The organism is Polyangium mundeleinium (assembly GCF_028369105.1).
In the GTDB taxonomy this organism is placed as follows: Bacteria; Myxococcota_A; Polyangia; order Polyangiales; family Polyangiaceae; genus Polyangium; species Polyangium mundeleinium.
Map to the genome: position 1 here is coordinate 2,771,474 of NZ_JAQNDO010000001.1, position 20,644 is coordinate 2,792,117.

The window sequence follows — 20,644 nt, forward strand, 5'->3', positions numbered from 1 at the left end:
CGACCGTGGGGATTGGAGGATTCGCGATGATTCGTATGTCTTCGTGGGTATCGGCGGCGGGCCTCGCCGTGCTCGGGATCGCTTCGCTCGGCTGTCAGGGCGAAAAGAAGCCGGAGGGCGCGGCGCCGACGGGCAGCGCGGCGCCCGCGGCGCAGAAGCCGGCCGACCCTGCCGAGAAATTCAAGGGCCAGACCTTGAACATCCTCGCGTGGGAGGGTTATGCCGATCCCAAGTTCACGAAGGGGTTCGAGGAGAAATACGGCGTCACCGTCAAGGGCACGTATTTCGGTTCGAGCGATGAGCTCGTGGCGAAGCTCAAGTCGAGCCCGGGCGTGTACGACATCGTCTCGCCGTCGTCGGACGTCGCGTATACCCTCGTGCAGGGCGGCCTCGTCGATCCGATCGACACCAGCAAGATCGCGAACTGGGGTGACCTCGCGGACGCGCTGAAGAACCTCGAAGACGCGAAGAAGGACGGCAAGCAATACGGCGTCCCCTTCACCTGGGGCCCCGATTACCTCATTTACGACGCCAACGTCGTGAAGGAGGAGCCGAAGAGCTGGAAGGTCTTCTACGACGCCCAGTACAAGGGCAAGGTCACCCTCTGGGACGACATCTCGAACATCTATCTCGTCGGCCAGATCATGGGGCTCGACAAGACGAACCAGGCGGCGCTCTACAACATGACGGACGAGCAGCTCGCCGAGGCGAAGAAGAAGCTCGTCGAGCTCAAGCCCCAGGTGCGCAAGTACTGGGCGACCGCGGGTGAGCTGAACGATCTCTTCAAGAACAAGGAGGTCGTCCTGGCCGTCGGCTGGCCGCTCACGGTCGGCACGCTCAACAAGGAGGGGTTGAACCTCAAGGGCGTGATCCCCGAGGAGGGCGCGACGGGCTGGATCGATCGGCTCATGATCACCTCGTCCTCGAAGAACAAGGACCTCGCGCTCGCGTACCTCGATTACGTCACGTCGCCCAAGGCCCAGGCGCTCGTCTTCGAGGCGACGGGCGGGTATTGCGTGGCAAACGCGAAGGCCAAGGAGCACATGTCCGAGGACCTCAAGAAGAGCCCGTGTGTCACCGAGGGCGAGACGTACTTCAAGCGCCTGAACTTCTGGCAATACGTGAAGGAGCGCAAGAAGTACAACGAGCTCTGGAACGAGGTGAAGAGCGCGAAGTAGGCGAACACGAATGGATACGGCGCCCGCCGCGAAGGCATCGATTCACGCGCAAACCCCGCCGAAGCGGCGGGCGCTCCTGTTCCTCGTCCTGCCCCCTGCGCTCTGGCTGCTCTGCTTCCTCGTCCTGCCCTACCTGGGTCTGTTCTTTCAGAGCTTCCTCGGCACGAACGACCTCGGCGACGTCGTCCTCGAGCCCTCGCTGGACGCGTGGAGGGCCTTCTTCACGAAGACCCTCTACCGCAGCACGTTGCTCTACACCTTCAAGATCGCGCTGACCGTCACGAGCCTCGCCGTGCTCTTCAGCGTGCCGCTCGCGTACTTCATTGCCTTCAAGGTGCGCCGCGGGAAGGAATTGCTCTACAGCCTCATCATCGTCCCGCTCTGGGTGAGCTACATCGTCCGTGCGTATGCGTGGAAGATCATCCTCGGCCGCGAAGGGATCCTGAACTCCTTTTTGCAATGGGCGAAGATCACGGACGCGCCCGTCGAGGCCTTCCTCTACAGTGAATGGGCCATCATCATCGGCCTCGTCCACATCTACACGCCCTTCGTGCTCATGCCGGTGTACACCGCGTTCGAGCAGATCCCGCGCTCGCTCGTCGAGGCCTCGAAGGACCTCGGGGCCGGCCGCATCACCACGTTCTTCCGCGTCGTGCTCCCGCTCTCGCTCCCGGGCGTCATCGCGGGCGGCACCTTTGCGTTCGTTTTGACGCTCGGTGATTTCCTCGCGCCCGTCCTGCTCGGCGGCACCGACAACCTCATGATCTCGAACGTCGTGCAGAACCTCTTCGGCACCTCGAACGATCGTCCCCTCGGCTCCGTCGTCGGAATCGTCCTGCTCGTCGTGGTCGTGGCGCTGCTGGAGACGACGTCGCGCGCGGAAAAGTCGTTCGCGAGCCTCGAATCGGGCCGCGGCCGCCTCGGAGGCGCGCGTTGAAGCGCCGCTTCGATCTGCCCACGTTCCTCGTCGGCTCCGCGGCGGCGTTCGTCCTCGCGTTCATCTACCTGCCGATGGTGGTCGTCGTCGTGTATTCGTTCAACCCCGACGCGGTGAACGTCTTCCCGATGCGCGGCTTCTCCCTCCGCTGGTATCGCGTGATGCTCGAGGATGAGCAGCTCCTCGCGGCGCTGCGCATCAGCCTCCTCGTCGCGCTCGGCGGCACCTCGATCGGCCTCCTCCTCGGCGTCCCTGGGGCCATCGCGCTCGCGCGCCATGATTTCCCGGGCAAACGGATCCTCGAACGGATCGTCCTTTTGCCCCTCACCTTGCCGGGCATCGTCACGGGCGTCGCCATGTTGAGCTTCTTTCCGCTCCTCGGCGTCCCCGTCTCGCTCCTCGCCGTCCTCATTGGCCACGGCACGTTCCTCATCGCGATCACGCTCACGCAGGTCTATGCCCGCCTCCGGCGCCTCGATCCTTCGCTCGAAGAGGCCTCGGCGGATCTCGGCGCGCCGCCGATCACGACCTTTTTCAAGGTCGTCCTGCCGAACATCAAGACGGCCATCATCGGCTCGGCGCTCCTCTCGTTCACGCTCTCGCTCGACGAGATTCCGGTCACGTTTTTCCTCATCGCGGGCGACAACACCCTCCCCATTCAGATCTGGGCCATGATGCGCCGGGGCATTTCTCCCGAGGTGAACGCCATCTCGACCCTCGTCTTTGCTGGATCGATCGGCCTCATCCTGCTCGGCACCGCGCTCGGCGGCCGCGACAAGGAGTAAAACGTTTTGGGCATCGTGGAGCTACGCAAGGTCGTCAAGCGCTTCGGCGACGTCGAGGTCGTCAAGTCGCTCGATCTATCCATCGAGAAGGGCGAATTCCTCACCTTCCTCGGCCCGAGCGGGTGCGGCAAGACCACGACGCTGCGCATGATCGGCGGCTTCGAGATGCCCACCTCGGGCGAGATCTACCTGAGCGGCCGCGAGGTCTCCGCGCTCCCGCCGTACAAGCGCGACGTGAACACGGTCTTCCAGAGCTACGCCCTCTTCCCCCACATGAGCGTGCGCCAGAACGTCGCTTATGGGCTCGAACAGAAGCGCCTCCCCAAGGCCGAGATCGAGCGCAAGGTGACGGAGGTCCTCGCCATGGTGCGCATGGACAGCTTCGCCGCGCGCAAGCCCCGCGAGCTCTCCGGCGGCCAGCAGCAGCGCGTCGCCGTTGCGCGCGCGATCGTCAATGGCCCCACCGTGCTCCTGCTCGACGAGCCCCTCGGCGCGCTCGACTTGAAGCTCCGCAAGGAGATGCAATTCGAGCTGAAGAGCCTCCAGCGCAAGCTCGGCATGACGTTCGTCTACGTCACGCACGACCAGGAAGAGGCGCTCACCATGAGCGACCGCGTCGCCGTCATGAACGGCGGCCGGATCGAGCAGATCGACGAGCCAGTCGCCATTTACAACCGCCCGAAGACCCGCTTCGTCGCCGATTTCATCGGCGAGACCAACCTGCTCGCGGGCGAGGTTTTGCGCGAGGGCTCCGCGCACGCGTTTTCCCTCGGCGACGCGCGCATCCCGATCGAGCCCGACGCCGTCCTTGAATCGGGGCGTGGTGTCTCCTTGAGCGTGCGCCCCGAAATGGTCAGCGTGCGCAAGGCCGAGGGCAGCACAGCCGAGGGCGTCGCGCTCCCCGGGATCGTCGAGGAGACCGTCTTCGTCGGCTCCGTCTGGAAGACCGTCGTGCGCCTCAAGGGCGGCGAGCGTGTCGTCGCGACCGAGCCGCCGGCCACACACGACCAGCTCGAAAAGGGCACCTCGGTCGTCGTGGGTTGGAATCCCAAGAGCGCCGTCGTCCTGGAGGCCTGACGGAGACCCATGGAGCTCCAGCCTGGTCATCTCGTCGCGGGGCGCTTTCGTGTCGTGCGATTCCTCGGCGAGGGCGCGGTGAGCGCTGTGTACGAGGCCGTCGACGACGTGCGGGGCCACCGCGTCGCGGTGAAGCTCCTGCACCGCGAGCTCTCGCAGAACACCGAGATCGTCCAGCGATTCGAGCGCGAGGCCGAGGCCGCGAGCCGCATCGGCTCCGAGCACATCGTCCTCGTGTATGGCGCGGGGGCCTCCCCCGAGGGACGATTCATCGTCCTCGAATACCTCGACGGCGGCACGCTCGCCGATCTCTTGCGAAAGCGCCGCCCGCTCCCTGCCGAGGAGGCCGTCTCGCTCGTCGTCCAGCTCCTCGCCGGCTTATCGAAGGCGCACGCGCTCGGCATCGTGCACCGCGATTTGAAGCCCGCGAACCTCTTCCTCGTGCCGGGCCCGCAGGGCGGCGAATTCCTCAAGATCCTCGACTTCGGCGCCTCGAAGCTCACGAATGCGGGCCAGGCCCTCACGCGCACCGGGGCCATGGTCGGCACGCCGATGTACATGTCGCCCGAGCAGATCCGCAGCTCCGACAAGGTCGACCCGCGCTCGGACGTGTATGCAGCGGGCGTGATTCTTTACGAGAGCGTCACGGGCAAGGTCCCGTTCGACGTGCGAAACGCGATCGAACTCGCGTTTCGCGTGGTCTCGCAGGATCCGCCGCCGCCGGAGACGCATCTGCCCTCGCTCGATCCCGAGCTCTCGGCGGTCATTCGCCGCGCGATGTCACGCGACCCCGACGCCCGCTTCCAGACGGCCGCGGAGATGCATGAAGCGCTCGGCGGATGGCTGCAGAAGCATGGCATTCCCTTGCCGCCGGAGACGCGCACCGCGCCCGCTGCCGTGCTGACGGCCGTGCCGACGGCCACGCCGCGCGCGGCGCCCGTGGGATCACGGTCCGTTCGGCTGTATGTGGCCGTTGGGCTTGGCGTGTTGCTCGTCGTCGCGCTCGTGCTTTACGTCGCCTTGGGATGAGCGTTTGCGCGGTCTGCTGGCCGCGTCGGTTTTCGTGAAGGACCCCGACCCATGCGAGCAACATGGGATCGGGTGGCCGTTTGACCTGGTCCTGGCTTCGCAGCACGACGTGGTTCGCGAGCGTCCCTGCCATGGAGGACGCTCCCGCGCCTGCGCCCGAGCTCGCCTCCGTGCACGCGCGCCACGCCGAGTATGTCTTCGCCTCCCTGCAGCGCCTCGGCGTGCGCGGCGTGGCGCTCGAAGACGCGCACCAGGAGGTCTTTCTCGTCGTCCACCGCCGCCTTTCCTCGTACGACGGCCGCTCCAGCATGCCCGCGTGGCTCTTCGGCATTTGCCGGCGTGTCGCGGCGGCGCACCGGCGCAAGGCCCACCTGCGGCACGAGGTCTCCGTGGACCCCGACTGGGACATCGAGGACAGCGAGGCCGATCCCGAGCAGGCGCTCGCGCGTGGGCAGGAGCGCCGCGAGGTCGAGCGGGTCCTCGACATGCTCGACCTCGACAAACGCGTGGTGCTCGTCATGTACGAGATCGAGGGCATCGAATGCGACCGCATCGCGGCGCAGCTCGGGATCCCCGTCGGCACGGTGTATTCACGTCTTCATGCGGCGCGGCGTGATTTCGAGAAGGCGATGACGCGCTCCGTGCGCGCGGCGGGGCGGCGCTGATGGCCGCGCGGGGTCGGCCTCCTGTGGGGGACGGGCTCTCCCCTTCGGCGCGGCGCCTCCTCCTGGCCGCGCGCCCCGTGCGTCGCATGCGACCTGCCGAGCGGGCTCGTTCGGCGGCATTCGTCGCGGCGCTCGTGGACGAACCTGCGCGCGGCGAGCACGCCACGGGCCTTGCGCGCGTGCCCCGTGTGGTGGTTGCCATGGCCGCCGTGGTCCTCGTATTCGGGTCCTCGGCGCACCACGAAGTGCCACGCGCGGAGCCGACCCTCGTCGCCGACGACGTGGCGCGCGCGGAGCCTCGGCATGGGTTTGCTCGGGTCCCGGACGAGCCGAGCACGCGCGTGTCGGAGGACGAGGGAGAGGACGTTCCCGGACGTGGCGATGTCTGCGGGCGGAACGTATGTGATCTGGAGCCTTCCTGCTGCGAGGGTGTTTGGGACGAGCGTTGTGACAGGACGCTCCTCGAGCTGACCCGCGTGACGTCCCACGCCTCGCCCGTGCGCGCGGGCCGTTGCTACTGGCACGACCGGGAGAGTTGCCCGGGATGCGCGTGTCCCATGTACCTGAAGCGCGTGGAGGAGCTCCCTCGGGGCGACGATCCCGGCACGAGCTTGGGGTACGACGGTGGGAGTGGATGCCTGCGCGACAGGCGCCGCCTCCTGTCGAACATGAAATGGATGTGCGTCGAGGGGTTTTGCGAGGAGTGAGCGGGTGATTGCGTACCAGAATGGCGCTCGTGGGACGATTTCGTGAAGGATCGCCATGCCAGCGAGCAACGACCCCGATAGAGCGCGGGTGCTCCGCGCGAAGAGAAAGGTCGAGGAGAATCATGCATCATCACCGCGCTTTGTCGCTGGCCGCCGCGCTGTTCGTCATGCCCTTCGCCGCGGGGTGCGTGGCGGGAGGAGAGGACGTGGGGGACGAGGTCGTGGAGGTCGAGGGGCCGGGGCTCTCGGAGAGCTATCACGTGACGAACGGTACGAATCTGAGCTGCTTCCACCAGAGCGGGTACGGAATGCGATGCATCTATACGGGCGGGACGAACGGGCTCGCGCGCTGGCAGTACGATTATTCGAACACATGGGGGCTGGACGGCCCCTCTTATCTCAGCGGGGACGACGTGAACTGGGGACATTGCCAGGACCCGGGCAGCGTAGGGGCGCCCTTCTCGTTCACCATCCACGTGCAGGCGTGGGATTCGAACGGGAACAACCCCGGGTCGCTCTCCATCAACTGCAAATAATGCCTCGTCTCCCGCCGCGGACCACCTGGGCCCTCGTGTCCCCCGCGTGGTAAGCTCTTCCCCATGCGCTCCCTCGCGACCGCCGAGCTCCTCCCTCCGGACCCCATGACCCTCGAGGAATGGGCCGACCTGGACGAGGACGAGCCGGGCGAGCTCGTCGATGGTCATCTCCAAGAGGAAGAAGTGCCGGACAACCTACACGAGGCCGTTGCAGCCTGGCTATTCCGCATGCTCGGCGTATGGGGCGCCGAGCGCCGAGCGGCCGTCTTCGGCGCTGACCACAAGCTCGGCGTTTCGCAGACACGCGGACGCAAGCCCGACGTCACCATGTATGCCCCCGGGACGCGCCTCGGACGCGGCGCGCTCTCCCGCACCGCGCCCCTGCTCGTCGTCGAGGTCCTCTCTCCCCGCCCCCGCGACGTCCGACGGGATCGCCTGGACAAGCGCTCGGAGTACGCCCGCTTTGGTGTCAAGCTCTACCTGCTCGTCGACCCCGAAGCCCGCGTGCTGGAGCTCTACGAGCTTGGCGCGGACGGGCGTTACGTCCTCGATGCCTTCGCCTCGGAAGGCAAAATGACGCTCCCTGGATGCGAGGGACTCGAGCTCGATCTCAACGCCCTGTGGGCCGAGGTCGCGTGGATCGTCGGCGACGACGAGGCCGAGGAACGCGAGGAGCCCGAGGAGCGCGAAGCGGCCACGGAAGGCGACGACGACGTCGTTTGACCCCCACGCCTCGCTCGTGATGTGATGTCATCCGCCCCCATGGCGGAGCCTGCCCGACGCCTCCAGCCGATCGACACCACTGCGGAGATCGAGACGCCCGAGCACGTGCGGTTCCATTACCCCGTTGCCGGCCCTGCTCGCCGCGTCGTCGCCTGGGCGCTCGACTGGCTCCTTCGGGGCGCCGTCCTCCTCGTCTTCGCCATCATCGCCGTCATGGGTGGCCTCGCCATCGGGGATGCCGTCTCCGGCCTCTCCACCGGGTTTCTCCTGGTCATCCTTTTCCTTCTGGAGTGGGGGTATTACACGCTCTGGGAGGTCGCCTGGAATGGCCGCACGCCGGGCAAACGCGCGCTCGATCTGCGCGTCGTCACCGTCCATGGCCATCCTTTGCGGATTGGCGACAGCTTCCTCAGGAACCTCCTCCGCGCCGCGGATTTCCTCCCCCTGGGGTATGCCGTGGGCCTCGTCGCCATGGCCCGCGACAGCCGGTTTCGACGCCTCGGCGACATGGTCGCGGGCACCATGGTCATCGTCGAGGAGCGCCGCGCCGTCGCCTCTACGCTTCGGATCGATCCTCCGCCCACCCCGAAGGAGCTCGCGAGCCTCCCCCAGCGCCTCCCGCTCTCGGGTGACGAGCTCGAAGCCATCGAGCTGTTTCTTCGCCGCAAGGAAGGCCTCGGCCCTGCGCGGGAGGAGGAGCTCGCGGCCATGGTCGCGCCCCTCTTCGCGAGCCGCATGGGCCTTCGGAACAAGGACTCCGCGCGCCTCCTCGCCTTGCTCCACGCGCGCGCCAGCGAGCGCAGGAGGCCTCTGTGAGGAGCCAGGACGAGATCGTCGCGGCGCGGAATGCCGATTGGCGCGAGCTCGAAACCCTCGTCTCGCGCGCCGAGGCCCTCCACCACCTCGACGGCCCCTCCATTTCCCGCGCCGCTGCGTTGTATCGGGCCCTCTCGGGTGACCTCGTCCTCTGCCGCGCCCGCTGCACGCCCGACCTCGTCGCCTACCTCGACAACCTCGCCGGCCGCGCGCACAGCGCCCTTTATGGCGCCGAGCCGTTTCGCCTTCCGGCCTTCGGCTCCCTCCTCACCCGTGACTTCCCCCGCGCGCTCCGCAAGAACGCCTCGTTTTTCGCCCTCTCGACCGCGCTCTTCCTGATCCCCTGCGCCATTGGCATCGTCCTCGCGCTCTTCGTCCCCGACGCGGCTTCGCAGATCCTCCCGCGCAGCATGCTCGACGGCATGGCCGACATGTATTCGAAGGGCTTCGACGAGGGCCGCGGCGAGGGGGCCGACTCCGCGATGGCCGGGTTTTACGTCAGGAACAACGTCGGCATCGCGTTTCGTTGTTTCGCCACCGGCATCTTCTTCGGCCTCGGCAGCGTCTTTTACCTCATCTACAACGGCCTCAACATCGGCATGGTCACCGGCTGGGTCACGGCCGCCGGGTTTGGCCGGAACATCGGCACGTTCATGTGTGGTCATGGCCCCTTCGAGCTCACGGCCATCGTCGTCGCGGGCGCCGCGGGGCTCCGCATGGGGCATTCCCTCGTCGTCACGCAGGGCCGCACCCGCCTCGGATCGCTCCGCGAGAGCGCGCCCGACATCGTTCACCTTGTCGTGGGTGCGGCCGTCATGTTGCTCCTCGCCGCGGGCATCGAGGGATTCTGGTCCCCCTCGGCCGCGCCGCCGCCCGTCAAATGGGCCGTCGCGACCCTCTTCTCCTTGCTCGTCACGGCGTATTTCCTTTTCGCCGGCCGTGAGCGCGCGAGGACACCTTGAACCTCGGCGACTCCGCGATCGTCCTGCGCCCCCGCAGCCTCACCGAGGTCATGGACCTCGCGTTTCGCCTCTGCTTCTCCCTCGCGTTTTCCCTCTATGCGCGGCTCACCCTCGTTGCCATCGTCCCGCTCCTCGCCGGGTGCCTCGCGCTTCGGTATGCGCTTGATGCCTCCTGGCTCCTCGTCTGGCTCGCGGCCTTCCTCACCGTGCCCTTCGTCGAGGCCCTCTTCACCGTCGCCGTCAGCCAAATCATCTTTTCGCCCTCGATCACCCCGCGCGCCGTCTTTGCCCTCTTTCGCAAGCGGTTCGGCGCGCTCCTTGGCTCGTTCGTCCTCCGCATCGTGGGCCTCGTGATCGGCGCCCTCTCGTTCCTCCTCCTCCTGCCCTTCGTGGGCATTCGCCTCCTGCTCCTCGACGAGGCCTGCATGCTCGAAGGCCTCTCCGGCACGCGCGCCTATGAGCGCGCCCAGCGCCTCGTCTCGCTCCGCACCGGGGACGCATTCCTCGTCCTCCTCATGCTGCTCGGCGCGCGCTTCGGTGGTGTCCTCACGGCGGAGCTGCTCTTCGACGGGCTCGTGAACGACCTCCTCCAGTTCGGCCGTCCTTTTGGCTGGCTCTTCCACGACGGCGGCTCGCCCGCGGCCCTCGCCGGGTTTTTCCTGGCCGTGCCTTTTGTCTCCACGGCGCGGTTCCTTTATTACATCGACACCCGCACGCGGGAGGACGGCTGGGACATCCAGCTCCGTTTCACCGCGATCCGCGCGCGGGCCGATCAGGAGCGCAGGAGGGCCGCGTGATCAAGTTCGTCGTGCTCCTCTCGATCCTCGGCGCGAACCCGGTGTACAACGCCGACGATCGGGTCCGCGAGGTCCTCACCGATGCGCGGTATCGGTTCTGTCACGAGGACGCGTATCCCCTCGGCGACGACGAGCGCGCCTTTTGTCCCCTCCTCGGCGAGACCAGCGAGGCTTGTCCTTCGCTCCCCGCCGCCTGCCGCAAGCCGTCCGCGCCGATCGAAAAGGGCGGCCCGCCGCCCGGCATCTCCCCGAGCTGCAAAGCGGGCTCCCGCTGTTTGGCCGGACGATCCTCCGGCCGTGATGATCGCGCGGCCGTCCGCCGATTCGACGGCTCGTCCGGCAGCGCCTCGGGGGACGGGGCGCCGGGCGACGGGAATGGCAAGGGCGGCCCCGGCGGCGACGGAGACAGCGCCGGCGCGGGCACGCCCGGGCAGGACAAGCCCGGCGGCGAGCAGGGCCAGAATGGCAGCGGAGAGGCGTCCGGTTCGGGCAAACCCGGCGGCGGGCCCGGCCAGCACCCCGGGGCGGGGGAGGGGAAGGGGCAAGCCGACCCAAAACCCGCGGAGCCGCCGCCGCCACCCCCCGAGGCTCCGGAGCCGACCGTCGTCGCCGCGAGTGGCTTCGCGCGGGTCCTCTTTTTCGTCCTGCTCGGCGGGTTCGTTGCTTTCGTCGCGTGGATGGTCCTGAAAAACGTCCTCGCCGACCGCGACGCGCCCGAGGACGAGCCCCTCCCCGAGGATCTGCCCGCGAATGCCCCGGGGCCACGGCGAGAGGGGCCTCGCGGCCCTGTCGAGACCGACGTCGCGCGCCTGCTCGCCCGCGCCCGCGCGGCTGCCCAGCGCGGCGCGTTCGGGCCCGCCATCGACGACGTGTATGCCGCGCTCCTCCGGCGCCTCGACGGCGACGGCATCATCGAGATCCACGCCTCTCGCACGAACGGCGATTACGTGCGCGCCCTCCGCCGCGAGCGGCCCGAGATCGCCGCCGACATGCGCACCATCGTCACGGAGGTGGAGAGCGTTCAGTTCGGATCCCGCGCGCCCTCGGCCGAGGCCTTCGCCCGCATTCACGACCGCGTCGTCCCGCTCGTCTCGCGGGCCCTCGGCATCCTCGCCGTGATCCTGGGCCTCTCCGCGACCGTCTCTTGTGGCCGCGTCGCCGCATTGGACGAATCCGACGGCGTCTTCCGCGGCGACACCTCGCCCTCGGGCACGCACGGCGTCGGCGCCATGCTCGCGGCGTATGGCATCGATTTCCGCCATCGCCGTGGGGCCCTCGACAAACTGCCCGACGCGGACGACACGACCCTCATCGTCCTGCCGGACCTCGACATCTCGGCCGCTGATTTTCGCCGCTTGCAAAGCTGGGTCGAGTCCGGCGGTGATCTCGTCGTCGCCGGCATGCCGGATCTCCCCGCCTGGGCCGGCGCGTCCCTCGACCTCGACAATGTCAGCGAGGGCGACATCGTCGTCTCTCCGGGGTATCGCTCCGATCTCGGCGAGCTCGTCCTCGCCGTGCCCCGCGGCCCCTCGCTCACCCTCACGGACGCGGAACCCATGCTGGCCCGCTCGAATGGCGTGTATGCGTCCTTCAAGCAGGTCGGGGACGGGCGCGTCATCGTCCTCGCCGACGACAAACTCCTCATGAACGTCGCTTTGACGGTCGAGGAGAACGCGGCCTTCCTGATCTCCCTCTTCCGCCCGCTCCATCGCGAGGTCGAGCTCTGCGACGCCTGGACCTCCCTCGGCGCCGACACGCCCCTCGAGACCCTCGGCCGCGCGCACCTCCTGCCCATTCTCCTCCAGCTCGTCTTGCTCCTCGGCCTCTTTTTCCTCTGGCAAGGCCGCGCCTTTGGCGTCTTGCGCGATCCGCCTGCGAATCGCCGCCGCGCCTTCGCCGACCACGTCCGCGCCCTCGGCCTCGCGTATGCCCGCGCCGGCGCCTCGCGCCACGCCCTCGGCCTGTATGCCACGTGGGCCGTCGAGCGCCTGCGCGAGCGTGTCCCGCGCGAGGGCCGCCAGGGGCTCTCCGGGCTCGCCGAGGCCATTGGTGTGCGCGTCGGCAAACCCACGGGCGAGGTCATGCGTGTCCTCGTCGAGGCCACCGAGGCGCAAAAAGAGGCGGCGCCTCCGTCCCTCCGCGCCGGCGAGCTCCCCGGCCGCGCGCGGGGCAAGGACCGGGCGCAGGCCGCGTCCGATTTCGCCGTCATGCGCGCCCTCGACCATTTCCTCGCGCGGACCTCCCGCGAGCGCTCCCGCAAGAAGACCCGAAAAGCATGAACCTGTCCCTTTTCCGCGAAACCTTCGACCGCATCCGCCGCGAGGCGGGCAAGGTCCTCCTCGGCCAGGACGAGATCATCGAGACCACGCTGCTCGCGATCCTGGCCGGCGGCCACGTCCTCATCGAGGGCGTCCCCGGCCTTGGAAAAACCCTGCTCGTCCGCACCCTCGCCCAGGTCTTCGGCGCGAGCTTCCGCCGCATTCAATTCACCCCCGACCTCATGCCGAGCGACGTCACCGGCGGCAACGTCTTCGACCAGAAAGAAGACCGCTTCGTCTTCCACCAGGGGCCGGTCTTCACGCAGCTCCTGCTCGCCGACGAGATCAACCGCGCCCCGGCGAAGACACAATCGGCGCTCCTCGAAGCCATGCAGGACCTCGCCGTCACCACGGACGGCGTCACGCGCCCCCTGCCCGAGCCTTTCCTCGTCATCGCCACGCAAAACCCCGTCGAATCCCAGGGCACCTATCCCTTGCCCGAGGCCCAGCTCGACCGGTTCCTCGTCAAATTGCACGTCCGTTACCCCGGGGCCGCCGTCGAAAAGCAGATCCTTCGCCAGCACGTCGAGGGATTCTCCGCGGCGAAGCTCGACCGCGCCGGCCTCGATCGGATTGCCTCCGCCGAGGAGATCCTCGAGATGCGCGCGGCCCTCGGCAGCGTGCGCGTCGACGACGGCATCCTCGAATACATCACCGACATCGTCGCCCGCACCCGCGCCCACCGCGCCGTCTACCTCGGCTCTTCCCCGCGTGGGTCGATTGGCCTGCTCGGATCGGCGCGCGCCCGGGCCGCCAGCGAGGGCCGCGATTTCGTCACCCCCGACGACGTCAAGGCGCTCGCCCCGGCCGTGCTGCGCCACCGCTTGATCCTCCACCCCGACGCCGAAATCGAAGGCACGAGCGCCGACGATTGCGTCGAAGACATTTTGCGCGAGGCGAAGGTCCCGCGCACGGCGGCCTGATTTCGACATGGTCCCCTCGCGCGCGCTCGTCCTCCTGTTCGCGGGGCCGCTCGTCCTCTCCTTTTTCACGCTCCTCGATCGGGGATTGATCGTCCCCATGATCCTCACGGACGCCGCGATCCTCGTGCTCGCGCTCCTCGACGCCCTGCTCGCGCGGCGCCGCCTCGTCTCCGTCGTCCGTCGCGCCCCGGCCGTGCTCTCGATTGGCCGGCCCAACGTCATCTCCCTCGACGTCCGCTCCCTCGCCCGGCGCAAGCTCCACGTGCGCGTGCAGGAGGAGCTCTTTCCCTCCGCCGAGAGCGACGAGCTCCCGCTCGAAGCAGAGCTCCCGCCGCGCGGGCATGCGACCCTCAAGTATCGCGTCACGCCCTCCCGCCGCGGCGCCCACGTCCTCGGCGATCATTACGTCCGGTATCCGTCGCCCCTCGGCCTCTGGATTCGCCAGTACCCGATTTCGGCGCGCTCCCCCGTCAAGGTGTATCCCGACCTCGAAGCCGTCCGCGGCTACGAGCTGCTCGCGCGGCAGGACCGCGATCCGGCCGGCGTGCGCGCCTCGCGCCGCCTCGGCGGCGAGAGCGAGTTCGCGCGCCTCCGCGAATATCGCCGCGAGGACGAATATCGCAGCATCGACTGGCGGGCCACGGCGCGCCGCAAGAAGCTCATCGCCCGCGAGTACCAGCTCGAAAGCGACCAGAACGTCGTCTTCTTGATCGACGCCGGCCGCCTCATGACGGCCGAGTTCGCGAACCTCTCGCTCTTCGATCACGCCTTGAACGCGACGCTCATGCTCTCGCACGTCGCCTCCCGCGGCGGCGACAAGGTCTCCATGATGGCGTTCGCCGAGGAGGTCCTCGCGTATGCGCCGCTCACGGGCGGCGCCCGCGCGACGCGCAAGATCGTGCAGGCCGGCTACGACATCGAGCCCGACCTCGCCCCCACGAATTATCGAGCGGCTTTCGAGGCGCTCGCCGTCCGCGTGAAAAAGCGGACGCTCGTCGTGCTTTTCACGCAGGTCGTCGACGAGGTCGCCGCCGCCGAGCTCGAAAAGCTCATGCGCGGGCTCATGCCGCGCCATTTGCCGCTCCTCGTGCTTTTGCGCGACGTCGACGTCGACGCCCTCGCGCTGGGGCATTCCGGCGAGGCCGCGGCGCTCGCCGGCGTCGGCCCCTACCTGCGCGGCGCGGCCGCGGAGATCCTCTCGTTTCGCGACAAGCTCGTGCGCCGCCTCAAGCAACACGGCGCGCTCGTCCTCGACGTCGCGCCCGGCGACCTCACGCCCGCGCTCATCAATCGTTATCTTGAAATCAAGGCCCGGCACCTGCTGTAATGCCGGGTGAGAGGAGCACGCCATGGGTCGGAGAGCGGCGTTCGGGTTGGTCTTTCTGATGGCCTGCGGCTGCGGTTCGCCCGGGGGCTTGCCGGGAACGGTGGAAGGAGGCGGCGGGGCAGGGGCTGCGGGCGGCGGCGGTCAGGGCGGGGCAGGGGCTGCGGGCGGGGGAGGCGACGGCCCATGCCTAGAGTGCTACTCGGGGCCTCCGAGGACGCTCGGCGTTGGAATCTGCAAGGCCGGGATACAATGCATGGACTCGTCCCACCCATGTATGGGCGACGTCGTGCCGTCGCCGGAGTTATGCGACGGTGTGGACAACGATTGCGACGGCGCGGTGGACGAGGGAGATCCTGAGGCAGGGACGCCCTGCGTGGTCCCGGGGCAGTTCGGCGTGTGCGCGCAGGGGTCGTCGAAATGTTTCAACGGACAGATCGTCTGCGCGCAGCTCGTCCAGCCGTCCCCCGAGGTGTGCGACGCACGCGACAACGATTGCAACAACGTCGTCGACGACAATCCTCCTGCGCTCTGCCCGGGCCCCGGCGTTTGCTTCGGTGGCACGTGCCAAACCGTCATGTGTATCGTCTGCGGAGAGCCGCCCTGTCTCCCCTGCGGCGAGGGCGAGCCCTGCATGAAAGACGCGGAGTGCGCCAGTGGCATGTGTCATGCCGGCAAGTGCGTCGCCTCGATCAACGGTTGTGATGTGACGACGGCCGTCGAGAAGACGACCGTCCCTTCCGTGGAGATCACGTTTCCCGGGCCCGGGCTCGTGTTCTCCCCGGCGTGCGTCAAGGTGAAGGTCGGGACGAACGTGACCTTTTCGGGGGATTTTTCCCTTTACCCGCTCGAAGGCGGGCACGTGGAGAATGGCGCCGTGATCCCCGCCGCCGCCGGGCCCTTCGTCCCCGCGACGAACGCTGGGACCTCGACGACGTTCACGATGGGCAAGGCGGGCACGTTCCCGTACGTCTCGCCCGCCCACGCGAATGCCGGGATGATCGGGGCGGTCTTCGTGGTCCCCTGAGCGTGTTACTTCTTGCGCGGTGCCTTGAGCGTGAGCTTGAGCAGCACGTCGTCGCGGATGAGGTCGTCGGGCTTGCCCGCGATCGTGATGTTGAAATCCTTCCGGTTGATCGAGAACTCCGCGGTGCCCGTGGCGGCGTCCGCCGCGATCGTGATCGTCACAGGGAACGTGATCGACTTCTTCACGCCGTGGAGGTCGAGATCCCCCGTGATCGTGTGCGTCGCGCCGTTCGTGCCGCCGGCCTTGATCTCCGTCGACGTGAACGTCGCCTTGGGGAACTTCTCGACGTCGAAGAAATCGGCGTTCTTCAGGTGCTTGTCGAGGTCGGCCGCGTCGGTCTTGACCGACGCCGTCTCGACCTCGAACGAGATCTTGCCGCCCTCGGCCTTGCCGTCCGCGAGCGTGATCTTGCCGGCGAGCTTCTCGAACTTGCCCTCGTGCTTGCCGGTGACCTTCGAGCCGATGAACCCGACCGTCGAGGCCGTGGCGTCGACGTCGAGCGTCTCGGTGGTCGCCGCCGTGGTGGCGGGCTTGGTCTCGGCCTGCGCCGACGAGGCCGGAGCGACCGTCGCCTTGGGCTTGTCCTTGGCCGGATCCTCGCAAGCCGCGAGCGAGAGCAGAGCGGGCACGGCAGCGGCGAGAACGACAAATCGAATCGTGCGCATGGTCGGATCGTCCCTTCGGGGTGGTTTCGACGGCGTACCATGCGCCCCGAACGGCCGCTTGATTAGGGGGGCGGCTCGGGTAACACTGTTCGCCAGGGCGAACAATCGATGACGGCGGCGCTCGACGATGTGGTCTCCATGGCGGTCTTCGCGCGGGTCGTGGAGGCGCGCTCCTTCACGGGCGCGGCGGCGCTCCTCGGCCTCTCCAAATCGGTCGTGAGCGCGCGGATTTCGGGGCTGGAGGAGCGGCTCGGCGTGCGGCTCCTGCATCGTACCACGCGCCGTCTCTCGCTCACGGAGGAGGGCACGCGGCTCTACGAGACGTGCGCGCGGATCGTCTCGGCGGCGGACGAGGCGCAGGGCGTCCTGGAGAGCGCTTCGGCGGAGCCCGAGGGTCTCGTGCGCGTCACCGTACCGGTGGGCATTGGAATCCTGCAATTCCCCAGCATCCTGCGCGAGCTCCACGAGCGATATCCGCGGCTCGTGGTCGAGCTCTCCTTGTCGGAGCACCGCGTCGACATCGTCGCGGAGGGCTTCGACGTGGCGATTCGTGTTGCCGACACGCTCGAAGACTCGGCGCTCGTCGCGCGCCGCATCGGCGCCGTGCGGATGAACCTCTGCGCGTCGCCCGACTACCTCGCGCGCCGCGGGACGCCGTCCTCCCCGCAGGATCTCGTGCACCACAATTGCCTGCGCCTCTCGCCGGTCCGGCGCGAATGGACCTTTCGATGCGGCCGCCGCACGCATCTCGTCGCCGTCTCCGGCAGCCTCATCACCGACAACATCGCCGTGCTGCGCCAGGCGACCCTCGACGGGATCGGCGTCGCGCGGCTGCCGCGGTCGTTCGTCGCGACGGACATCGAAGTGGGCCGGCTGCGGCGCGTCCTGCCAGAGCACGCGCTTGGCGAGACGAACGTCTTCGTGGTGCACCCGTACCACAGGCACATGCCGACGAAGGTGCGGGCCTTCGTGGATTACGTGGTCCAGCGGTTCCGCAACACGAGCGACGAATAGAGGCGGCGGGCCGCGGCGCGCTCGGGTGGCAGATAGAGGACGAGCGCAGCCATCATCGTGACGGCGAACGTGAAGAGCCCGTGCACGACGAGGATGCCCGCATGGAGGGTGATCCCGAGGGCGAAGACCGGCGGCCAGAAGCGCCGATCCATGACGAGCGCGGCGGCGAGGAGGAATTCGATCACGAGGACGCTCCACGTCGTGAGGGCGAGGAGCGCGCCGTGGTCGACGAACCCTTGGACGAAGGGCATGAGCCACGGGGCCGCGCCGATGTGGGGATCGGTGAACCAGTAATAGAGGACCGTGCCGTCGACCCACTCCTGCACGGACATCTTTCCGACCGCCGCATGAAAATAGATGATGGCCACCTGCACGCGAATCGCCCATGCAGACGAGCGCGCGACGAGCCTTGCCACGGTATCACCGGTGGTGCCGGAGGCTGGCGGAGCCTCTTCCCAGTGCCAGCGCCGCGGATCGGTGAGGGTGAGCGGCAAGAGGAGCAGCGTGAGCGCGGCAGCGATTTGATCCCCGCCATTCCCGACGGTCGTGTTGTTGTGGAGGCTGAAGCTGATCCACCAGTGCACGACGCCCGTGAAACGAGGTCGATAACCGGAGGCGACGCCGAGCAATGCAATCACCGCGAGCCAGCGCGCGGCGTCGAGGTGCTCGTATGCCGCGAGGCAAAAGAGCCCTGCGCCACGCGCGCCGTCGCAAGCGAGGCCTCCGTGGACATCGGGCGTCGGGGCGAACAGGACGTCGGCTCCATTGACGGCGAGCGTCGCCGCCGTACAGAGGGCGAGGAGCGAGCGCGCATAGCCGATCGTCCGGGACCACGGGGCAGCCTGGTGCGCCCAGGCGCTCGCGCGACGGCCGAGCTCGTCGAGCCATTGAAATCGTCCTACGAGCATGAGACCTCCAGGCGTGCGACGCGCGTGTCCGTTCGCACCCCATCGTTCCTCCACGCCCAAGGCGTGGGCCTTCGCAGCACGATGCCCACGGAGCCGCAGAGCGTCCTGCGCGGGGCGTCGTTGTTCACGCGCGCGATCACGCCGGCTCGATGCAAACACGCGTCGAGCTCTCCTTCGCACGGGGCGAGGTCGGATTGCCGGACGTGCCTGGCGAGCATCTTCATTTCCTGCTCCTGCGCTTCGGGACCACGCGAGAGGCCGAGCGCATTCCGAGGACTCGCATACGGCGATACGTTCGCCGAGCGCCAGCGCCCTTCGCCGGCGGGCACGTAGGCGAGCATCCGCGGATAATGCGGGTTTTTCGTGAAATACTTGAAGGACTCTTGCGCGAAGTTCTCGGCATGCACGTGCGACGCGAACGGGAGCTCGATCGGATTGGTCGGGAGCGCCGCATGAATGGTGTAGGCGGCGAGCGTCGACCACCCGAGCACAACAGCGATGGCCGCGGCGCCGACCACGCGCGCATGCACGCGGCGCGTCTCGTGGGTGGAGTCGATCATCGTCCTCTCCTTTGGATGACGGGAGCCGAGGGCCCTCCGCGACAGGGGAACACACGGAGGACCCTCGGGACGGCGCCCTTCTAACGGCCGACGAGCCCTCCCACCGCGAGATCCCGCGAAAGCTCCCGCACGAGCTCCGAACGATAGAGGCGGCTCTCGAGCACGCGATCGAAGACCCGGTCCGAAAGGAAGGATTTGTGGTCGCCTTTCTGCGTATCCTTGGTGCTGTCGCTGTTCTGGTTCTTGTTGAGCGTGTCGACGTCGACGACGATGACGCCATCGGCGCCGGCCACGGGGCTCACGACGCTGGAGAGGCGCGTCGCGGCGTCGACGGCGTCCCCGACGGCACGATCGACACGGAGGGCATCGCCGCTCGTGACGTCCGCCCTGAATTGCGGCAGGAATGCCGGCTCCTTTGCTTTCAGCAGGGCCACGAATTCGTCCGCATCGCCCTCGTCCGCGGCGTTCGAATGGCCCTCGGGACACAGCGGCGCCGCCGGGCCGACGCCGAAGAATATGCCGCTGAAAAGCTCCTCCGCCGAGAGCTCCTGCGGATCGACGCTGGAGACCCCGTCCCGGGCCTCCACGTCGTCCCCCTTCGAGCACGCCACGAGGGCGAGCGACGCGACAATCGCGCCGCACGTCACCCATCCCAATGCACGAACGACCTGGTTTTGCGTGAACATGGAATCCTCCCTTTTTGCGGGGGTTCACCTGCCGCCAAAGAGGGTCGTCTTTTCCACCATCGCCGCGCACCGGAGTGTGCGCAGCCGTATCGCTCGACCCTCTGGCGGCCCGGACGGTGCAAACGACGCACCATGCGGGCGCGGGAATGAGAACGGGGGGAGCGCTCGGAAGGGAAATCTTGTCGCCCCTTCACGCTGGCCTTATCGTCGTTCCGCCATGTCCTTCCAAAAGTATCTGCTTCTCCCACAGCTCCTCTCGTACGCCGTTCGCGCGCCGCGCGACCCGGCGAAGGCGTGGGATCGCTTCTGGAGCGGCATCCGCCGTACGGGCAACCAGGGGGAGGTTCTTTGGGACACGGAGGACGCACGCGAAATCGAGGAGGTCACGAAACGTGTCTCCAGCCATTTCATCCCCGGTCTTCCCGTGATCGACATCGGCTGCGGCAATGGTAGGTTTTCGCGGCTCCTCGCCGCGCGTTATTCCAAGGTCGTCGGCCTCGACGTGTCGAGCCACGCCATCGAGAAGGCGCGGGAGGAGTCCGCCGCGATCGAAAACCTTTCCTTCCACGTCGCCGACATCAGCATCCCCTACGCGCTTCGATGGCTCACGGGCGAGCTCGGCGAGGCCAACGTCTTCATGCGCGGCGTCCTCCACGTCCTCGATCCGAAGCGCCGCGCCATCGCGGTCGAGAATATGCGCGGCGCGCTCGGCCCGCGGGGCGTGCTTTATTTATCGGAGAGCAGCATCGACGGCGATCCGCTCGATCACATGGTGCTCCAGGGCGCGACCCCGACGTACCTGCCCGAGCCGATGCGCAAGGTCGTCGCCGCCGGCGTCCGGCCGCCGTCCCGCTTCGGCGACGCCGAGGTGCGCGAATACTTCCCCGGCGCCGCGTGGGAGATCCTGGAGAGTGGACCCACGGTCATGTACACGCTGCCGCTGCGTACGCGTGACGAAATCGAGGCGCTCCCGAGTTATTTCGCGCTCGCGCGCCGCCGGGGATGAT

General features: G+C 67.9%; 22 protein-coding genes. 18 read left to right on the forward strand and 4 right to left on the reverse strand.

Features of this window, described 5'->3' with window-relative positions; translation table 11 throughout:
* Positions 1 to 26: 26 nt before the first annotated feature.
* The 16 genes from POL67_RS11290 (at position 27) to POL67_RS11365 (ending at position 15,804) form a co-directional block, all read left to right on the forward strand.
* Positions 27 to 1,178, forward strand: a complete 1,152-nt coding sequence (locus POL67_RS11290; protein ID WP_271917256.1) for an ABC transporter substrate-binding protein — start codon at positions 27 to 29, stop codon at positions 1,176 to 1,178.
* A 10-nt stretch (positions 1,179 to 1,188) separates the two neighbouring features.
* On the forward strand, positions 1,189 to 2,115 hold the full coding sequence (locus POL67_RS11295; protein ID WP_271917257.1) for an ABC transporter permease: 927 nt from the start codon (positions 1,189 to 1,191) through the stop codon (positions 2,113 to 2,115).
* Entirely contained in the window at positions 2,112 to 2,900 is a 789-nt protein-coding gene (locus POL67_RS11300) for an ABC transporter permease (RefSeq protein WP_271917258.1), read from the forward strand. The genes POL67_RS11295 and POL67_RS11300 overlap by 4 nt, the downstream gene beginning before the upstream one ends.
* 15 nt (positions 2,901 to 2,915) lie before the next feature.
* Positions 2,916 to 3,977 (forward strand): ABC transporter ATP-binding protein, encoded by a 1,062-nt coding sequence (locus POL67_RS11305; protein ID WP_271917259.1) that lies wholly within the window; start codon positions 2,916 to 2,918, stop codon positions 3,975 to 3,977.
* Between the two features lie 9 nt (positions 3,978 to 3,986).
* Positions 3,987 to 5,006, forward strand: coding sequence for a serine/threonine-protein kinase (locus tag POL67_RS11310; RefSeq protein WP_271917260.1), 1,020 nt, complete (start codon positions 3,987 to 3,989; stop codon positions 5,004 to 5,006).
* Positions 5,007 to 5,137: 131 nt separating this feature from the next.
* Complete coding sequence (locus tag POL67_RS11315; RefSeq protein ID WP_271917261.1) at positions 5,138 to 5,671, forward strand: RNA polymerase sigma factor; 534 nt, start codon at positions 5,138 to 5,140, stop codon at positions 5,669 to 5,671.
* Between the two features lie 86 nt (positions 5,672 to 5,757).
* Positions 5,758 to 6,378: a hypothetical protein gene (locus POL67_RS11320; RefSeq protein WP_271917262.1), complete on the forward strand. Its 621-nt coding sequence runs from the start codon at positions 5,758 to 5,760 to the stop codon at positions 6,376 to 6,378.
* A 122-nt stretch (positions 6,379 to 6,500) separates the two neighbouring features.
* Positions 6,501 to 6,914 (forward strand): hypothetical protein, encoded by a 414-nt coding sequence (locus POL67_RS11325; protein WP_271917263.1) that lies wholly within the window; start codon positions 6,501 to 6,503, stop codon positions 6,912 to 6,914.
* A gap of 63 nt (positions 6,915 to 6,977) precedes the next feature.
* Positions 6,978 to 7,637, forward strand: coding sequence for a Uma2 family endonuclease (locus POL67_RS11330; RefSeq protein ID WP_271917264.1), 660 nt, complete (start codon positions 6,978 to 6,980; stop codon positions 7,635 to 7,637).
* A 39-nt stretch (positions 7,638 to 7,676) separates the two neighbouring features.
* On the forward strand, positions 7,677 to 8,453 hold the full coding sequence (locus tag POL67_RS11335) for an RDD family protein (protein WP_271917265.1): 777 nt from the start codon (positions 7,677 to 7,679) through the stop codon (positions 8,451 to 8,453).
* A complete protein-coding gene (locus POL67_RS11340) occupies positions 8,450 to 9,415 on the forward strand; it encodes a stage II sporulation protein M (protein WP_271917267.1) in 966 nt (321 codons plus the stop codon). Before POL67_RS11335 ends, POL67_RS11340 begins: the two co-directional genes overlap by 4 nt.
* Positions 9,412 to 10,212, forward strand: coding sequence for a hypothetical protein (locus POL67_RS11345; RefSeq protein WP_271917268.1), 801 nt, complete (start codon positions 9,412 to 9,414; stop codon positions 10,210 to 10,212). The genes POL67_RS11340 and POL67_RS11345 overlap by 4 nt, the downstream gene beginning before the upstream one ends.
* Positions 10,209 to 12,491 (forward strand): DUF4350 domain-containing protein, encoded by a 2,283-nt coding sequence (locus tag POL67_RS11350; RefSeq protein ID WP_271917269.1) that lies wholly within the window; start codon positions 10,209 to 10,211, stop codon positions 12,489 to 12,491. Before POL67_RS11345 ends, POL67_RS11350 begins: the two co-directional genes overlap by 4 nt.
* Entirely contained in the window at positions 12,488 to 13,453 is a 966-nt protein-coding gene (locus POL67_RS11355; protein WP_271917270.1) for an AAA family ATPase, read from the forward strand. The genes POL67_RS11350 and POL67_RS11355 overlap by 4 nt, the downstream gene beginning before the upstream one ends.
* Positions 13,454 to 13,460: 7 nt before the next feature.
* Positions 13,461 to 14,780 carry a DUF58 domain-containing protein gene (locus POL67_RS11360; RefSeq protein ID WP_271917271.1) on the forward strand — a complete coding sequence of 440 codons (1,320 nt, stop codon included), beginning with the start codon at positions 13,461 to 13,463 and terminating at the stop codon, positions 14,778 to 14,780.
* A gap of 253 nt (positions 14,781 to 15,033) precedes the next feature.
* Complete coding sequence (locus tag POL67_RS11365) at positions 15,034 to 15,804, forward strand: MopE-related protein (protein WP_271917272.1); 771 nt, start codon at positions 15,034 to 15,036, stop codon at positions 15,802 to 15,804.
* A gap of 5 nt (positions 15,805 to 15,809) precedes the next feature.
* Here POL67_RS11365 and POL67_RS11370 read toward each other — a convergent pair whose 3' ends face one another.
* Positions 15,810 to 16,469, reverse strand: coding sequence for a YceI family protein (locus POL67_RS11370; RefSeq protein ID WP_271917273.1), 660 nt, complete (start codon positions 16,467 to 16,469; stop codon positions 15,810 to 15,812).
* A gap of 108 nt (positions 16,470 to 16,577) precedes the next feature.
* Between POL67_RS11370 and POL67_RS11375 the strand changes: the two genes are divergently transcribed.
* Positions 16,578 to 17,483: a LysR family transcriptional regulator gene (locus tag POL67_RS11375; RefSeq protein WP_271917274.1), complete on the forward strand. Its 906-nt coding sequence runs from the start codon at positions 16,578 to 16,580 to the stop codon at positions 17,481 to 17,483.
* Here POL67_RS11375 and POL67_RS11380 read toward each other — a convergent pair.
* The 3 genes from POL67_RS11380 to POL67_RS11390 all read right to left on the reverse strand — a co-directional run bounded on the left by POL67_RS11380 (position 17,444) and on the right by POL67_RS11390 (position 19,637).
* Positions 17,444 to 18,391, reverse strand: a complete 948-nt coding sequence (locus POL67_RS11380) for a sporulation-delaying protein SdpB family protein (protein ID WP_271917275.1) — start codon at positions 18,389 to 18,391, stop codon at positions 17,444 to 17,446. The genes POL67_RS11375 and POL67_RS11380 overlap by 40 nt on opposite strands.
* Positions 18,382 to 18,951 carry an SdpA family antimicrobial peptide system protein gene (locus POL67_RS11385; RefSeq protein WP_271917276.1) on the reverse strand — a complete coding sequence of 190 codons (570 nt, stop codon included), beginning with the start codon at positions 18,949 to 18,951 and terminating at the stop codon, positions 18,382 to 18,384. The genes POL67_RS11380 and POL67_RS11385 overlap by 10 nt, the downstream gene beginning before the upstream one ends.
* Positions 18,952 to 19,031: 80 nt before the next feature.
* Positions 19,032 to 19,637: a sporulation delaying protein family toxin gene (locus POL67_RS11390; RefSeq protein ID WP_271917277.1), complete on the reverse strand. Its 606-nt coding sequence runs from the start codon at positions 19,635 to 19,637 to the stop codon at positions 19,032 to 19,034.
* Between the two features lie 217 nt (positions 19,638 to 19,854).
* Here POL67_RS11390 and POL67_RS11395 point away from each other — a divergent pair, with 217 nt between their 5' ends.
* Positions 19,855 to 20,643 (forward strand): class I SAM-dependent methyltransferase, encoded by a 789-nt coding sequence (locus POL67_RS11395; RefSeq protein WP_271917278.1) that lies wholly within the window; start codon positions 19,855 to 19,857, stop codon positions 20,641 to 20,643.
* Position 20,644 lies beyond the last annotated feature (1 nt).

Coding starts and splice junctions, on each gene's coding strand:
- POL67_RS11385 (WP_271917276.1), bottom strand. CDS start 18,951: ATGATCGACTCCACCCACGAGACGCGCCGCGTGCATGCGCGCGTGGTC.
- POL67_RS11370 (WP_271917273.1), bottom strand. CDS start 16,469: ATGCGCACGATTCGATTTGTCGTTCTCGCCGCTGCCGTGCCCGCTCTG.
- POL67_RS11310 (WP_271917260.1), top strand. CDS start 3,987: ATGGAGCTCCAGCCTGGTCATCTCGTCGCGGGGCGCTTTCGTGTCGTG.
- POL67_RS11355 (WP_271917270.1), top strand. CDS start 12,488: ATGAACCTGTCCCTTTTCCGCGAAACCTTCGACCGCATCCGCCGCGAG.
- POL67_RS11380 (WP_271917275.1), bottom strand. CDS start 18,391: ATGCTCGTAGGACGATTTCAATGGCTCGACGAGCTCGGCCGTCGCGCG.
- POL67_RS11390 (WP_271917277.1), bottom strand. CDS start 19,637: ATGTTCACGCAAAACCAGGTCGTTCGTGCATTGGGATGGGTGACGTGC.
- POL67_RS11290 (WP_271917256.1), top strand. CDS start 27: ATGATTCGTATGTCTTCGTGGGTATCGGCGGCGGGCCTCGCCGTGCTC.
- POL67_RS11395 (WP_271917278.1), top strand. CDS start 19,855: ATGTCCTTCCAAAAGTATCTGCTTCTCCCACAGCTCCTCTCGTACGCC.
- POL67_RS11360 (WP_271917271.1), top strand. CDS start 13,461: ATGGTCCCCTCGCGCGCGCTCGTCCTCCTGTTCGCGGGGCCGCTCGTC.
- POL67_RS11295 (WP_271917257.1), top strand. CDS start 1,189: ATGGATACGGCGCCCGCCGCGAAGGCATCGATTCACGCGCAAACCCCG.
- POL67_RS11320 (WP_271917262.1), top strand. CDS start 5,758: ATGCGACCTGCCGAGCGGGCTCGTTCGGCGGCATTCGTCGCGGCGCTC.
- POL67_RS11315 (WP_271917261.1), top strand. CDS start 5,138: ATGGAGGACGCTCCCGCGCCTGCGCCCGAGCTCGCCTCCGTGCACGCG.
- POL67_RS11330 (WP_271917264.1), top strand. CDS start 6,978: ATGCGCTCCCTCGCGACCGCCGAGCTCCTCCCTCCGGACCCCATGACC.
- POL67_RS11375 (WP_271917274.1), top strand. CDS start 16,578: ATGACGGCGGCGCTCGACGATGTGGTCTCCATGGCGGTCTTCGCGCGG.
- POL67_RS11325 (WP_271917263.1), top strand. CDS start 6,501: ATGCATCATCACCGCGCTTTGTCGCTGGCCGCCGCGCTGTTCGTCATG.
- POL67_RS11365 (WP_271917272.1), top strand. CDS start 15,034: ATGGACTCGTCCCACCCATGTATGGGCGACGTCGTGCCGTCGCCGGAG.
- POL67_RS11335 (WP_271917265.1), top strand. CDS start 7,677: ATGGCGGAGCCTGCCCGACGCCTCCAGCCGATCGACACCACTGCGGAG.